Here is a 14,766-nt window from a genome sequence, read left to right as displayed (position 1 = left end):
TCTACCTGCAATCGCGCGCACGTGAATGATCGAGGCCAGAGCAGGATGGTTTTTCTGGTTCGGCTTCGTGCTGCGTATCCTCGGCTGGAATCGGGAATTCCAGGCGGGCGCGTTCAGTCGGTGCGCGGCCGTTCGGACAGACGCCGACCGAGGAGGGCCAGCACCGTGCCCATCAGGCCGTCGGTCGTCCCACGGCCGCCGAGGTCGGGAGTCGCCGCGTCGCTTCGTGCCGCCTCGCCCACACACGCGCGGAGCATGTCGGCGGCTTCGGTGTGTCCGAAGTGGTCGAGCATCAGCACCACGGACATGGCCGCGGCGCAGGGGTTCGCCACGCCTTTCCCCGCGATGTCCGGAGCGCTGCCGTGCACCGGTTCGACGAGGACGAAGCCGGTTTCGGGGCATATGCTAGCGCTCGCCGCGAGACCCAGTCCGCCCATCAGAGCAGCTCCGATATCACTGATGATGTCCCCGAAAAGGTTGGACGCCAGCACACCTTCGTAGGGCGTCGGGTCGCGCACCAGGTTGTAGCAGAAAGAGTCGACGTACTCCTCGGAGCCGATCATTTCGGGAAAGGCTCCGAGCTCCTTTCGGAAAACATCCACCCAGAGACCACCGGTGTTTGGCACGGCATTGGACTTGTGCACCAACGTCACTTTTCGCCGACCTTTTTCACTGAGCCGGCGCAGACAGGAACGTACGAACTTCTCGACGGTGTCGCGGGTGTAGACGCACTCGTCGATCGCGACGTTCACCACGCCGGCCCGGCCCACCGTCCCGCCGACTCCGACATAGAGCCCCTGGGTGTTCTCGCGATAGAGATCGATGACGCCATCGCTCAGGACTATCGGCCGATGGTTGACGTACAGGTCGAGCTCCCTGCGCAGCCCGAGGAGGATCTCACGCCCGTGTGCCATGTCGGGGATCCGCGGGTCGCCGAGTGCTCCCAGGAAGACGCAGCCGTAGTCCTTCGACAGCCGCTCGACAGCGCCGGTCGGCAGTCCCACGCCGCTGGCGATCCACTCGTCGGCTCCCCAGCCGAAGACGTCGTATTCGAGATCCAGACCGAACGCGTCACTGAGCAGGGTCAGCGCAGGGAGCGTCGCCGGAATCACTTCCTTGCCGATCCCGTCGCCCGGGACCACCGCGATCCTCATGAGTCCGCCCTCGGCGTGAACATGTCTTCGACAGAGCTGAGCCGGCCGGCCACCGCGGTGGCCGCGACGACGTAGGGCGAGGCCAGGTATACCTGGCCCGGTCCCGAGCGCCCGGGGAAGTTCCGGTTCTGCGCGCTCACGGTGACCTCGGCCGGGCTCTCCGACACACCGGGGCCGGCGTTGATGCACGCCCCGCAGGACGGCGGCAGCACGCTCACACCCACATCCCTGAACAGGTCGATGTAGCCTCGTTCGACCGCGTACCGCATGACGTCCTCGCTGCCGACCTGGATGTACGCCTGCACGCCGTCCGGCACCGTCACCCCACGGGCGCGAGCCAGCTCGAAAACGCTCGCGTACATGTCCATGTCGTACGCCTTGCCGCCGGTGCAGGAACCGCCGTAGACCTTGTCGACTCTGACCCCCTCAGGGACCGAGGCCAGAGGCACGGAGTTGCGCGGATCCCCCGGCAGAGCCACCATCGGCACGATCAGTGCCAGGTCGATGTCCACGACGGCGGAGTACTCCGCATTCTCGTCCGAGACCGCGGCCCCGCCGCCGTCGGATGCGGGAGAGCGTCGGCCGAGGTAGTCGTACGTGACGTGATCCGGTTCGAACATGCCGGTCATGGCCCCGGCTTCCACCGCCATGTTGCACAGGGTGGCGCGCTCGTCGACGTTCAGGCCCTCTCCCCCCCGACCGCCGAACAGGAGTGCCTTGCCCAGAGTCCGGCTGCCCTCGATCGACGGGTGCGCCAGCAGTGAGAGCATCAGATCCTTCGCGCACACTCCTTGGCTCAGCCGGCCCACCAGATTGACCTTGATGACCTCGGGAACCTTCACGAGGATCTCGCGGTTGTACCAGGCATTCGCGATGTCCGTCGCGCCCACTCCGAAGGCGAGAGCACCGACAGCGCCTGCCGTGCACGTGTGACTGTCCGTGCCGATGATCATGTCTCCCGGCCGGGCGACGTGCTCCAGGATGTAGTTGTGGCAGATGGCGCGGCTGCCCCCCATTTCCGAGGAGCCGATGAAGTTGCCGCCGCTGAGGGCCGCGAATTCCTGCTGGCGCCTGCCCAGATTCTCCACCCGCTCGATCAGTTCCAGGCCGTTGTCCCGTCGCTTCAGGACGGATTCCGCCAGCGAGAGGTGGTCCTGGAAGAAATAGCATGACTCCGGCTCGGCAAGCACGGCCTCCGCTCCGAACTGACGCACAAACATCCCCGCGGCCATGGGTGTCACATATTCGTGCGAGAATCTCACGTCAGCCTCGGCGAAGTAGGATTCCCCGACCCGCACGCTCTCGCTGTCACCACAGGGGTTCCGGGACGAGAGCCGCCGCTGGATGATCTTTTCCACAGCGTTCAGCGGCCTCTTCACGGAAAACGCCGACCTGACGTCACTCTCCGCGCCGTTGCGGGTCTCACGGTTGAAACCGAACAGCCCGCCCAGGTCAATGATCGCGCGTTCGATCTCGTTCGCGCGTTGCGTGAACGCCCCCAGCGGAAGTTCCTCGCCCGCCAGCAGGGCGTCCAGTGCGCCGAAGTCGTCGCAGGTGATGATGCCGACATTTCGGCAGTTCTGCTGGTAGATCCTCTCGAAGGAGCGGGCGAAGACGATCTCCACTCCTGCGTATTTCTCGGCGTACACGGCGTGCTCCCGGGACGAACCACAGCCCTTGGCTTCGCCGCTGACGATGACCTGCGGCGCGAACGACTTCACCGCTCCTTGCGCGAAGGGCTTTCCGCGGAGACCGAGATACGCGTAGTCGCCCAGCTTCTCGTCGTACCAGTAACAGCACCAGCCCGGGATAATCTCGTCCGTCGAAATGCTGTTCATGAGCGGGGCCTGGAGCAACTCCGACGTTGCCGGGACGGTACCACCGTCCACCAGCTGAGCCCCAATGAGTTCCGTGTCCTCGGTCAGGACCAGGACTTCGCCGCGCAGGCGGATCGAACGCTCACGGCCGACGCCTCCGGCTTCACTCAGCGGTCGCAATGATCTGCCTTATCAGTTCGTCGGCCAGAGGAGCGGAGCTGGTTTTCGCCTTCGCCAGGACCTTCTTGATCAAGGAGGCGTCGTCTTTTTCGTATCCGTGAACCGTCAGCCAGTACTTCACGTTGTTGACACCAGATGAAGCATCGATCATCACTTCCTGTTCACGGCCCAGGAAGCTGGCGGGAACACTCGAGTAGACACTGTCCTTGACGAGAACGTCTCCCTTTTCATGAGCTTTCAGGATCGCGGCTCCGTGGACTCCGGCGCTGGTCTTGAAGACGTCACTCCCCATCGCGGGGTAATTCTGTGGAATGTCGACACCCAGCACGGGCGCTGCATAGGCGCAGTAGTCACGGAGTGCCTTGAGGTCGTACGTCGCGTGCCCGTCCAGGTGGCTGTTCACCATGAGCTGGTCGAGGGAGGCGTTGCCCGTTCGCTCGCCGATGCCCAGGATCGTGCCGTGCACGCGCTCGCACCCCATGGCGAGAGCGGTGAGGGAGTTGGCGAGCGCCAGACCCCGGTCGTTGTGCCCGTGCCATTCGAATCCGATTGGATGGCCTCGGTCCGCGAAGTACTGCTGCGACCAGTGAATGAGTGATCGCGTCCCGCTCGGCAACGCGGCGCCCACCGTGTCGCAGAGAGTTATCCTGCGGACCCCTGCCTCGATGGCCGCGTCGTATACGCCGGTGAGGACCTCGGGAGTGCACCGCACCGTGTCCTCCAGGACCAGGACGAACTCCACATCCTCCCGTCGGCACTCAGCCGCCGACTGAATGATGTTGCGCCTGATCGACGCGCTGTCCCAGTCTTCGACGTACTGCCGGATGGGGCTGACCCCGATGAAGAGATACGCATCGACCGCTACTCCAACGGTCTGCGCTATCTCGCATATCGCGTGAATGTCCGCCGGGTGAGTCCGGCCAGCATATCCCTGCGTCAGCTCGTATCCGTTCGCGGAGATGTGGCGGGCGATCTCGATACATTCCCGTTCGGCGGCCGAATCCGATCCCGGAAAGCCGAGATCAGCCGAGCGGACCCCCGAGCGGACCATGTGGTCGACGATGGTCAGTTTCTGCTCCAGCGTCGGGTTACGGATGTTCGGCGCCTGGAGTCCGTCGCGCAGAGTCTCGTCGAAGAAGGTGCCTGAATGCGTGGGCGTCGGCTGGGCGCTCTCGCACCTGATGCTGTTCCAGTTGAACCAGACATCCGGCCTCAGGTTCGAACTCTCGCCAATGATTCCGCTCACTTCGACCTCCGGTTTCCCGAATAGTCAGAAATATTGAGGTTTCCTTGTCGGCCGGACCTCCGGTCGCCAACGTGCCACTGACCCAAGCGCATTCGCCCCGCCTACCCGCCCGGCTCTCGCCAGAGCCTCGACGGCTCCGTCAATGCGAACACAAGCTACGGTCCGCCGTCCTCACCGGATCCTCGCCCGGTCCTCGGCCATGGGCCGGCGCCGTTGACCAGACCCGGCAGACCCGGACCTGCCCGGCGAAGTCCGCCTATGCGAACCAAACGAGCCGATTCAGGGACAACACTCAGCCGTCAAAAGTTCCAGCAAAGTCGTGTCAACCGGATCGGCGTTGCGGGCAACTCTTCCACAGACCCGGGATCGCTCGCCCGCGAGCGGACCAGGGGGAAGCACGGTGGGCGACCAGCCGGTGAAGCGAATACGGATCAGCCGATCGCCTTATCGGAATTCACCCTGCCCTAAACACAGAAAGTCCATCTGAACAGCGCGAAAACCAGTGGCTGAAATCAACACGGGGGATAAGTTGACTTCTGTTTCTTTCGAGATCCTTGGACCACTGCAAGTACGCTCCGGTGATCACCCTGTCTCGTTGGACGGATCACGGCAGGAGAGGGCACTCGCCGCACTCCTGCTGAGCGCCAACCGGACTGTGACCATCGAGCATCTGATCGATGTCGTCTGGGAGGAGCCTCCGGCAACGGCACGTCGGCAGATCCAGGACATCGTTCCGCGACTTCGGCGGAAGCTGCTCAACAATGGCGCCCCCAGCGACATCATCTCGACCCGGCGCCCCGGGTATCTGCTCCGCCTGGAGGGCAATGCCCTGGACGCGCACGCTTTCGACGAGCTGGCGACCGCCGGACATGAACTGATCCCGGTGGACATCGCCGCGGCGGCCGCCAAGCTGCGTGAGGCGCTGTTGCTGTGGCGCGGCGAAATGCTGACCGGTATCGGGAGCAGCAGGCTGGAGAGCGCGGCCCGCATCTGGCAGGACCGGCATCTGACCGTCTGGGAGGAGTGCCTGGCACTGGAATTGGCGCTGGGCCACCACGACGTCACCACCGAACTTCGTACTCTTGTTGACCGGTTTCCGCTGCGAGAGCCGCTGGTAGGCCTCCTGATGCTCGCCCTGCACGCGGCGGGGCAGCGCGTCGAGGCCCTGGCCGCCTTCAGGGCTCTGCAGAAGAGACTGGCCGGCGAACTCGGCCTTGATCCCGGGGGCGATCTGCAACAGGTCCACACCGCGATCCTGCGCTCCGGCCCTCATGCGGAGTTCGTGGCCGACCCCATCGCCCAGCTGCGGCGATTCAGGTTCACCGGTCAGATGGAGCAGGGGACTCGTCCCTCAGCGGTCGCCGACGGCCCACTCGTCGAGGCGCACGTCCCCACATCCCGACCGTGCGGCGGACCGGCCCATCCGACCCCCGGGGCAGCCCCCGTCGAACCGACGGTCGGCTCCCCCCAGCCGTCCGAACCGGCCACTTTCCCCCCGGCCGGCCCGGGACCCTCCGCTCGGGCAGACCACCGCCAGGAGGCCGCGGTCGAGCACCGCCATCGGTCGGCGGCAACGCCGGACCACCTGTCCGGCCGACCGGGTTTGCCGACACCGGCTCAACTTCCCCTGGCGGCACGCGATTTCAGCGGTCGCACATCCGAACTCGCTCGGCTCGACACGCTCGCTCGTGACGGCGCCGCGTCCACGGCCATGCCCGTCCTTGCCATCACGGGAACCGCCGGCGTCGGCAAGACCGCGCTCGCCGTCCACTGGGCGAGCCAGGTGGCGCATCGCTTCCCCGACGGGCAACTCTACGTCGACCTGCGTGGTTTCGCCCCCGATCAGGAGGTCACAAGCCCGGCGGACGCGGTGCGCGGCTTCCTCGACGCCCTCCAGGTTCCCGCGCACAGCGTTCCCGCCGGTCTGGCCGCCCAAGTGAACCTGTTCCGCAGTCTGTTGGCGGGGCGGCGGATGCTGATCCTGCTGGACAACGCCAAGGACTCCGAGCAGGTCCGTCCCCTGTTGCCGGGGGCGTCCGAGTGCCTGGTCGTGATCACCAGCCGCAACCGTCTGACGAGTCTGGTGGCCGCCGAAGGTGCCCGCCCGATCGCCCTGGGGATGCTCACCACCCAGGAATCGCGGCAGTTGCTCGCCGACCGCCTCGGACCCGACCGGCTGGCCGTCGAGCCCCGGGCCACGAACGAGATCATCAACTCCTGCGCCGGTCTGCCCCTGGCGCTCGCCGTGGTGGCCGCCCTGGACACCACCCGCACCACTCCCCGCCTACAGTCCATGGCCGAGCAACTGCGGGACGACAACGCGCGGCTGGGCACGCTCACCACGGGCGACCCCGTCACCGACGTCAAAACGGTGCTGTCCTGGTCCTACGACAGGCTCAGCCCCGAGGCGGCACGGCTGCTCCGACTGCTCGGGCTGCACCCGGGGCCCGACATCACCGAGCCCGCGGCGGCCAGCCTGGCCGGTGTCCCGGCGCCGCTCGTGCGCGGGCTGCTGACTGAGCTGACTCAGGCGAACCTGACAGAGGAGCACTCCCCGGGCCGGTACTCCCTGCCCGGGCTGATGCGCTCGTACGCCTCCGAACTCGCTCACACCCTCGACGACGAGACCCAGCGGCAAGCGGCCGTGCACCGGATGCTGGACCACTACCTCCGCACCGGACAGGCAGCGGCCCGTCTCCTGTCCCCGCACCGGACGTCCACAGCGCCGTCCCGCGCCCGCGCGGGAGTCGTTTTCGAAGAGCTGGACAGCCGGCTGTCGGCCCTGGCGTGGTTCACCGCCGAGCGCCAGGTACTGCTCCGTGCCGTGAGCCTGGCTGCCGATGCCGGCTTCAGCACTCACGCATGGCGTCTGGCCGTCGAACTCGCCGACCACCTCTACGAGCGCGACGACGCCCGGCACGACCGGACACCGTCCCAGGACGACGCCCTGAACGTGACCGTGAACGTCAACAACTTGGCCTGCCACGGTGCGCCCCAGCACGCCGCCCGCCCTCCGGGGCACGACAGCCTGCAGCAGAACAACGGTCACCGCCACGAAGAACTCTCGCTGTCAGGTCCCGGGGGCGTCCGCCAGGGCGGCCTTCCCCGGTTCGGGGCCACTGATTTCTGACAGCAAAATGGACAACTTCCTCCGTGCACCCGGAGCAGTCGGTCCGGCTCACCTGCCTGCCCTTATCTCATCCTCTATGGAGAAATTGTGCTTTTGGAGCAGCAGGCCGTCCTTCTGCTGGTTGGAATACTAGCGGGAATCGCCTGCACCGTCGTCAACATCGCCTCGCTTATTTCTTATCCGGCGCTCCTTTCCATGGGTTTACCGCCGGTGGTAGCGAATGCTACGAACACAGTGTCGCTGGTCTTCACTGGTTTCGGCGCCACACTGGGATCACGACCGGAACTGGAAGGACAGCGGTCCCGGGTCATTCGTTTCGGAGCCATCAACGCCATTGGTGGAGCCGTGGGGGCCGTGACATTGATCGTGACGTCTCCTGACATTTTCCAGTTCATGGTTCCCATTCTCGTGGCCGGAGCTTCGATGTTGCTTCTCCTCCAACCGAAGATTAATCGGGCGGCGGCCGGTCCGGTGAGCGCGGACTGCGACGGCGGCGATCATTTCTCATTCCTCTCCATGTCCGGCATGTTCGCAGTCTCGGTCTACACCGGATACTTCGGAGCAGCCGGAGGTATTCTCGCAGTGGCGCTGCTGGGAGTCATGATCGACGAACCGCTGGTCCGCATCAACGCCATAAAAAACGCCACCAACATCCTGGCGAACAGCACCGCGTCGGTCATCTTTATCATCTCGGGATCGGTCCACTACGGCGCTGCGCTGCCCATGGCAGCCGGGTTTCTCCTCGGAGGCGGCATAGGCCCCTTGCTCGCCCGGAAAATCTCCCGTGGCCTGCTGCGTTCACTCGCCGGGATCAGCGGACTTCTCTTCGCGGCAAAGCTGGGGGTCGAAGGATATGGCTGAGCCGTCAATTCGTACCACGGTGAACTGGAAGCAGCGGGGGTATCATCCGAGATGGTCCTGGTAGACCGCGACAAGGAACTCACCTATCTGAAGTCCGCCCTTGCCGAGACCCGGACCGGCAGGAACCGGATGGTCGTCATCGAGGGCGGCGTGGGGTGCGGCAAGAGCGAACTGCTCCAGACCTTCGCCGAGCACGCCACTGAGCAGGGAGCCGTCGTCCTGCACGCTGTTGGTCTGCGTCAGGGCGAAGCCCGGCCGCTCGGCCTCCTCCGCCAGCTGGCGGGCCAGCTCCCCACGCCGATCTCGGACACGAACGTCCCCGAGGCTCACGCGGACACCAGCGTCGAGCACTTCGGCGAGGCGCTGCACCTCCTGGCTAAGACCGCACCGGTCGTGGTGTGCGTGGACGACGCCCAGGACGGGGACAGCCTCTCGCTCCGGCACCTCCTGCGGGCGGCTGCTCGGGGACGAGCCACGCGCATCCTCCTGGTCCTGACGGACTGCCTCCACCTGCCGCACCAGAACCCGGTCATGAAGACCGAACTGCTACGGCAGTCGAACTCTCTGCGGGTACGGCTGGATCCGGTGAGCAGGGAGGGCACAGCCGCGATGCTGAACGTGACGCGGGAAACCGCCGAGGACAGTGCGCTGGTCGACCAACTGCACACGATCAGCGCCGGAAACCCACTGCTGCTGAGGGCGTTGTTGGAGGAGCTCAGGCCGTCCGGCCCCTCGGCACAAACCGACCCGACGCCCGGCGAGGTCCTCCAGCCCCTCGAAGGAGGGCTGTACGGCCAGGCCGCCCTGGCCTGCCTGTATCGCAGCGGCCCGGTGGCGCTGACGTTGGGACACGCCCTCGCCGTCCTCGGTGAGGCGAGCACCCCGCAGCTGCTGTCCCGCATGGTCGAGAAGCCGTCAGCGCTGGTCGACCGGAACCTGCACGCGCTCAGAGCCGCCGGCGTCATCGGCGCCGACGGGTTCCGGCATCCGGCCGCCGCTGCCACCGTCCTGGCGGACATCACGTCGTCCCACCGTGCCTTGCTGCACCACCGAGCAGCGGTGGCGCTGCGGGAGGCCGGGGCGTCGTCGTCACTGACGGCGCGGCACCTGCTCAGCTCCCACGCCCAACCGGATGCGCGACGAGCCACCGAGCCGTGGGAAATCGTCACGCTGCGGGACGCCGCCGAGAAGGCACTCTCCGAGGGTGACGCGGACACGGCGATCAGCTTCCTCGAATTGGCCGGTGACGGCTGCACCGACGAGCCGCAGCGTATCGAGATCCTACTGAGGACGGCCCTGATCACCTGGCGGATCAACCCCGCGGCGGCCGAGTACCGTTACCTCCCGCAGCTCATGGAGTCCATGCGGTCAGGTGCCCTGTCACCGGCCGCACTCGGATCTCTGGGCAAGCTCCTCGTCGTACAGGGACGGGTCGCCGACGCGCTCGAGGTGCTGGACCGCCTCAGCCCGCGCTCGGACGCCTCCGCCGCTACGGCGGGCATCCACCCGCAACTCACGTCGATGCTGGTGCGCTACGGCTATCCAGGGGTCGAAATCCCTGACGAAGGGAGGCCGTCCGTCCCGGCACAGGAGGCGGACGACCTCTCGTACGAACGCGTACTGGGGCTGCCCCTGCTCAGGAAGTCGGCGGAGCACCTTCTCACCGGCACCAGCAAGGACCGGGCCGGGGCAGCGGAGAACTTCCTGCGGGCCACCGCCCTCACGGACTCGACGGCAGGACCGGTGTGCAGCGCGATCGAAACGCTGCTGCACGCCGACCGTCTGGCCGACGCGGAGTGCTGGTGCGACATGTCACTGGACGAGGCCACGCGCCGGGCCATACCTGGCTGGCAGGCCATGTTCGGCTTGCTCCGGGGCCAGATCGCCTTACGGCAGGGGAAGTTGGAGCAGGCCGTCACCTCGGTGGAGAACGTGCTGAGGGTGGTGCCTGAGCGCAACGGTGGCATGCTCATCTGCGGCACCGCCTCGATTCTCGCCCTCGCCTATACGGAGATGGGCCGTTACGACGACGCGGCGCGGCAACTCGACCAGCCAGTGTCTGAGGAGTGGCGCAACAGCCTTTACTGGCTGGGCTGTCTCCGGGCGCGCGGCTGGCTCCACCTGGCCACGAACCGCCCGCACGCGGCCTTGTCGGACTTCCTGAGCGTGGGGCAGCATGCCCGTCGATGGGGAATCGACCATCCTCTGCTGGTGTCATGGCGGGCTGACGCGGCTCATGCCTGGCTACGGCTCGAAGAGCCGTCCGAGGCGGCGCGGTTGCTCGCGACGCCCGGCAACCAGGTCACCCTTCAGGCCCCGGGAGCCCGGGTTGTCCTCTCCCGTGTGCATGCTGCCGTCGCCCCGGCGGAGGAGCGCGCGCGCCTGCTGTCGCAGGTCGTGGAGCGGCTGCACGCCTGCGGTGAGCGCCTGGAGTTGGCGAAGGCCCTGGGCGACCTCAGCGAGACGTACCAGGCGCTCGGCGACGCGGCCCGGGCCGATTCGGTCCGGCGCAGGGCCTGGCATCTCGCCAGGGAATGCGGGGCGGAACCGCTGTGTGCAAAGCTCGCCGTCGGCAGCCGGACTCCTGACCGGGCGGTCGAGGAGGAAACCGTGTCCGTCGGTGCGGGGGGCGACGCGGAGCAGGGCGCGGCAGTCGTCAAACTCACGAAGGCGGAACACCGGGTGGCCTTGCTGGCCGCCTACGGGCGCACCAACCGCGACATATCGAAACAGCTCTACATCACTGTCAGCACGGTGGAACAGCACCTCACCCGCGTATACCAGAAGCTCCGCATCACGACGCGGCAGGAGATTCCGGTGAATCTTTGACTGCGGTTGAACCTCAACTGCTGTGCGTTCCCGGGCGGTCTGGTGCGTTCGGACGCGAACAGACCATCACCCGTTATCGCACGCGTGCCGCCACGACCCGGCTGATCATGTCGAGGATGGTGGCGTGGTGCTGCCAGAGGAAGAAGTGGTCGCCGGCGCAGGTCTGGACGAGAGACCTTTTGGTGGTCTGTTCGCTCCATCCCCGAACGCCCTCGGCCTCGACCATCGGGTCGTCCGCGCCGCTGAACACGAGCAACGGACAGTCCAGTGGTGGCTCTTCGGTGTATTCGTACCTTTCGCACAGTGCGAAGTCGGCGCGAAGGGCGGGCAGGACCATGTCGAGTAGGTCCTGGTTGTTCAGGACGTCCATGGGCATTCCGCCGTAGTCCACCATGACCGAGGCGAACTCGCGGTCCGGGAGGTGGGATATGGGCGGCCGCTTGTCCTTCGCCTGCGGCGCCTCCCGCCCGGATACGCTGAGCACGACCGGCTGCGGGCCGCCACGCCGACGCAGGGCCCTGGCGGTTTCGAAAGCGATGAGCGCGCCCATGCTGTGCCCGAAGAACGCGAACGGCCGCCCCTGGGAATCGTCCAGCACGGCAGCGGCGACATCGTCGGCGAGGGCCGAGGCCGTGGTGTACATGGGGTCACCCAGGCGTTCCTGACGGCCCGGCAGGACGAACGACCGGATCTCGATACCGGGCGGCGCGCTCGAAGCCCAGGGCTGGAAGATTCGGCCCACGCCGCCGGCGTACGGCAGGCAGTACACGACCGTGGCCGATGGACGCGCGGTCCACCGCAGGACAGGCAACGGCCGGGTCTGCTGGTCTGGCATGGGTTCCTCCCGCACATTCCGTACAACTTCTTTTGAAAACGGCCCTTGGCGACCAGCGGTGCATCCGCTGCCACTGGTCGCCAAGGGCCGCCCGCGCCGACTTCGAGTGCGCGCTAGCGCTTGTCTCGTTCCATTGCCTCGACCAGGCTCTTCGGCCGCATATCGGTCCAGTGCTCGTCGATGTACTCGACGCACTCAGCCCGACTGGTCTTGGGTAGCGCGATATCCCAGCCGTCCGGGACGTCAACGAACACCGGCCACAGCGAATACTGTCCCTCGGCATTCACCAGGACATAGAACTCGCCGTCCTCATCATCGAACGGGTTGTTAGCCATTTGAATCCTCCCTGGCGTCAGCACGGTTGCAGTCGATATCCACGAGTACAGATCGCAGTGCACAGCCTACTGCATCCAACGCTTCCGGAACAGTCATTTCGTCATGCGTGCGATCGACGTCGTACGTAAGCAACTCGCCCTCAACGTACGGCATCCAGGACTCGGCCGAGCCTCGCGGCTTTTCCCTCTTCGCCGCCGCTTTGAACAGCAGCATGTCTCCTTGATAGACGTCCGGAGTAAAGGACCGGATCAACCATCCGTTATTCCTGACGACCGCGTCCACGGCAGCGAGCCGGTCCTGTTCCAGTCCGGCAAGAACCTCGGCGTCCTGCAATCCTGCGGCATGCGCGGCAGTCAACAGCGAGATCTGGCCACCCACCGGCACATCAGCATTTTCTTCGCTTTGCGGGTAGGCGTCGAGGAGGGCGAGCAGGTCGACCTGTTCACCATCGGCCTGAAGAGTCGTGGCCATTTTCTGGGCGACCACACCGCCGAAGGACCAGCCCAGCAGGCGGTAAGGCCCCTCGGGCTGAACCGACTTGATGTGGTCCAGATAGTCGGCCACCATCTCTTCGATGCTCCCGGACACTTCATCCGCCGGGTTGAGGCCTCGCGCCTGGAGGATATAGATCGGATATTCCTCTGGCAGCCGCGCTATCAACCCGCTGTAGCACCACCCGATACCGCTTCCTGGATGGACACAGAATATGGGGGGCTGATCGCCGGTCGCCCGCAGCGGCACCAAGGTGTCGAATTCGTTCACCTCGGGATGCCATTCCCTGGCCAACGCGGCCACCGTAGGCGCCTCGAACAGATTGCGGATGGACAGCTCCATTCCGAGGACCGAGCGGACCTGGCTGATCAGCTGCATCGCCAGCAGCGAATGCCCGCCCAGGGCGAAGAAGCTGTCATCAATGCCGACCTTCGGCAGCCCCAGCACCTGCGCGAACAGCCCGCACAACACCTCCTCCCGCGCAGTACGCGGACCACGCCCGGACGTCATGCCCGACAGATCCGGCACGGGGAGCGCGGCACGATCCAGCTTTCCGTTCGCTGTCAACGGCAAGCTGTCCAGGGCGACCAGGACCGAGGGCAGCATGTACTCCGGCAACCGTCCCCGCAGGCTTTCGCGCAGGGCCACGGTGTCCACCCCGCCTGTGGCGGCTTCGGCGTCCGTGGCCGGGTGTTCCGGGATGATGTAGCCGACGAGGCGCTTGTCGCCGGCACGGTCTTCCCGCACCACCACCACCGCCTGAGCCACACCGGGGTGTTCGGCCAGGACTGTTTCGATCTCCCCGGTCTCGATCCGGAAACCACGGACCTTGACCTGATCATCCGCACGCCCGACGAACTCCAGCTGCCCGTCCGCACCCCACCGCACCAGGTCACCCGTGCGATACAACCGCCCACCCGCCGCACCGAACGGATCCGCCACAAACCGCCCCGCCGTCAGACCCGCACGATTCAGATACCCCCGCGCCAGACCCGCACCACCCACATACAACTCACCCACCACACCCGGAGCCACCAACCGCAACCCCCCATCCAGCACATACACCCGCGTATTCCACATCGGGCGTCCGATGGGAAGAGAGTCCCTGGTGAATTGGGTTCCCGGGGGAATCTGGTAGTCGATACAACCGACGGTGGTCTCGGTGGGGCCGTAGTGGTTTATCAGCTGCGTGTCAGGGCTGTTGCTGCGCCACTGCCGCACAGCCTCAGCGGTCAACAGCTCACCGCCCAGCATCAGCTGACCCGTGGCCGTGGCCGGGAAAAGTTCCGAACCCTTCAGGAGAACTTGGAGGTGACTCGGAGTCATCTTCACGAAGGTGATCGACTCGGGGGCCTGCAACTCCTCGGTCGGCCACTGGCTGTTGGAGGGGAGGAGGCGTAGACAACCGCCCGCGATCAGAGTGCCGTAGAAGCTTGTCACTCCGATATCGAAAGACATCGGAGCATGGATGAGTGCCTCCCCCGACAAGCCCGCATACGTCTGCGAGGCCCTGGCCACATAGTTCACCAGTCCGGTGTGTGTGACGCTGACGCCTTTGGGGCGGCCGGTGGATCCGGAGGTGTAGATGACGTATGCCGGGTTGGCGGGCCGCAGGGAGGTGAGGCGTTCCCTGTCGGTGAGGTCCTGTCCGGCTGCCGCCTGCACGGCCGTGGTCACGGCCGGCTCGTCGAGACACAGCAGCCGGACACTGTCCGGCAGGGACAGTACGGGCACTGCTGCCCGTGTCGTCAGCACGCACACCGGCTCCGCGTCCTGGACCATGAACGTGATCCGCTCGCCCGGGTAGTCGGGGTCGATGGGCAGATAGGCGCCGCCGGCCTTCAGCACCGCCAGCACCGCCACCACCATGTCCACCGACCGCGGCA

At 66.1% G+C, this 14,766-nt stretch carries 9 protein-coding genes; 3 read left to right on the top strand and 6 right to left on the bottom strand.

The features are described from left to right. Window positions 1-113: 113 nt before the first annotated feature. From ACWIF2_RS14245 to ACWIF2_RS14235, 3 genes are all read right to left on the bottom strand, one after another. Window positions 114-1,154 carry an isocitrate/isopropylmalate dehydrogenase family protein gene (locus tag ACWIF2_RS14245; RefSeq protein ID WP_355861603.1) on the bottom strand — a complete coding sequence of 347 codons (1,041 nt, stop codon included), beginning with the start codon at window positions 1,152-1,154 and terminating at the stop codon, window positions 114-116. Then, on the bottom strand, window positions 1,151-2,875 hold the full coding sequence (locus tag ACWIF2_RS14240; RefSeq protein WP_454360517.1) for an aconitase family protein: 1,725 nt from the start codon (window positions 2,873-2,875) through the stop codon (window positions 1,151-1,153). The genes ACWIF2_RS14245 and ACWIF2_RS14240 overlap by 4 nt, the downstream gene beginning before the upstream one ends. 259 nt (window positions 2,876-3,134) lie before the next feature. Next, a complete protein-coding gene (locus tag ACWIF2_RS14235; RefSeq protein WP_454360516.1) occupies window positions 3,135-4,397 on the bottom strand; it encodes a LeuA family protein in 1,263 nt (420 codons plus the stop codon). Between the two features lie 595 nt (window positions 4,398-4,992). Between ACWIF2_RS14235 and ACWIF2_RS14230 the strand changes: the two genes are divergently transcribed. From ACWIF2_RS14230 to ACWIF2_RS14220, 3 genes are all read left to right on the top strand, one after another. Next, window positions 4,993-7,527, top strand: a complete 2,535-nt coding sequence (locus ACWIF2_RS14230; protein WP_454360515.1) for a BTAD domain-containing putative transcriptional regulator — start codon at window positions 4,993-4,995, stop codon at window positions 7,525-7,527. A 93-nt stretch (window positions 7,528-7,620) separates the two neighbouring features. Continuing rightward, the gene (locus ACWIF2_RS14225) at window positions 7,621-8,388 is read left to right on the top strand and encodes a sulfite exporter TauE/SafE family protein (protein WP_454360514.1); all 768 of its coding nucleotides are present in this window, start codon (window positions 7,621-7,623) and stop codon (window positions 8,386-8,388) included. A gap of 51 nt (window positions 8,389-8,439) precedes the next feature. Beyond that, entirely contained in the window at window positions 8,440-11,217 is a 2,778-nt protein-coding gene (locus ACWIF2_RS14220; RefSeq protein WP_454360513.1) for an AAA family ATPase, read from the top strand. 73 nt (window positions 11,218-11,290) lie between these two features. Here ACWIF2_RS14220 and ACWIF2_RS14215 read toward each other — a convergent pair whose 3' ends face one another. The 3 genes from ACWIF2_RS14215 to ACWIF2_RS14205 all read right to left on the bottom strand — a co-directional run. Beyond that, window positions 11,291-12,052 carry a thioesterase II family protein gene (locus tag ACWIF2_RS14215; protein ID WP_454360512.1) on the bottom strand — a complete coding sequence of 254 codons (762 nt, stop codon included), beginning with the start codon at window positions 12,050-12,052 and terminating at the stop codon, window positions 11,291-11,293. 113 nt (window positions 12,053-12,165) lie between these two features. Next, entirely contained in the window at window positions 12,166-12,387 is a 222-nt protein-coding gene (locus ACWIF2_RS14210) for an MbtH family protein (RefSeq protein WP_165343780.1), read from the bottom strand. After that, a partial coding sequence (locus tag ACWIF2_RS14205; protein ID WP_454360511.1) for an amino acid adenylation domain-containing protein occupies window positions 12,380-14,766 on the bottom strand: 2,387 nt, incomplete at its 5' end. The genes ACWIF2_RS14205 and ACWIF2_RS14210, both read right to left, overlap by 8 nt.

The sequence above is a fragment of the Streptomyces sp. NPDC055506 genome (genome assembly GCF_053643595.1).
The sequence above is the reverse complement of the archived record's forward strand: the minus strand, read 5'-3'. Positions and strand labels throughout refer to the sequence as shown.

Excerpts from the sequence above, each read along its gene's own strand:
- ACWIF2_RS14220 (WP_454360513.1), top strand. The coding sequence starts at position 8,440 with ATGGTCCTGGTAGACCGCGACAAGGAACTCACCTATCTGAAGTCCGCC.
- ACWIF2_RS14245 (WP_355861603.1), bottom strand. The coding sequence starts at position 1,154 with ATGAGGATCGCGGTGGTCCCGGGCGACGGGATCGGCAAGGAAGTGATT.
- ACWIF2_RS14215 (WP_454360512.1), bottom strand. The coding sequence starts at position 12,052 with ATGCCAGACCAGCAGACCCGGCCGTTGCCTGTCCTGCGGTGGACCGCG.
- ACWIF2_RS14210 (WP_165343780.1), bottom strand. The coding sequence starts at position 12,387 with ATGGCTAACAACCCGTTCGATGATGAGGACGGCGAGTTCTATGTCCTG.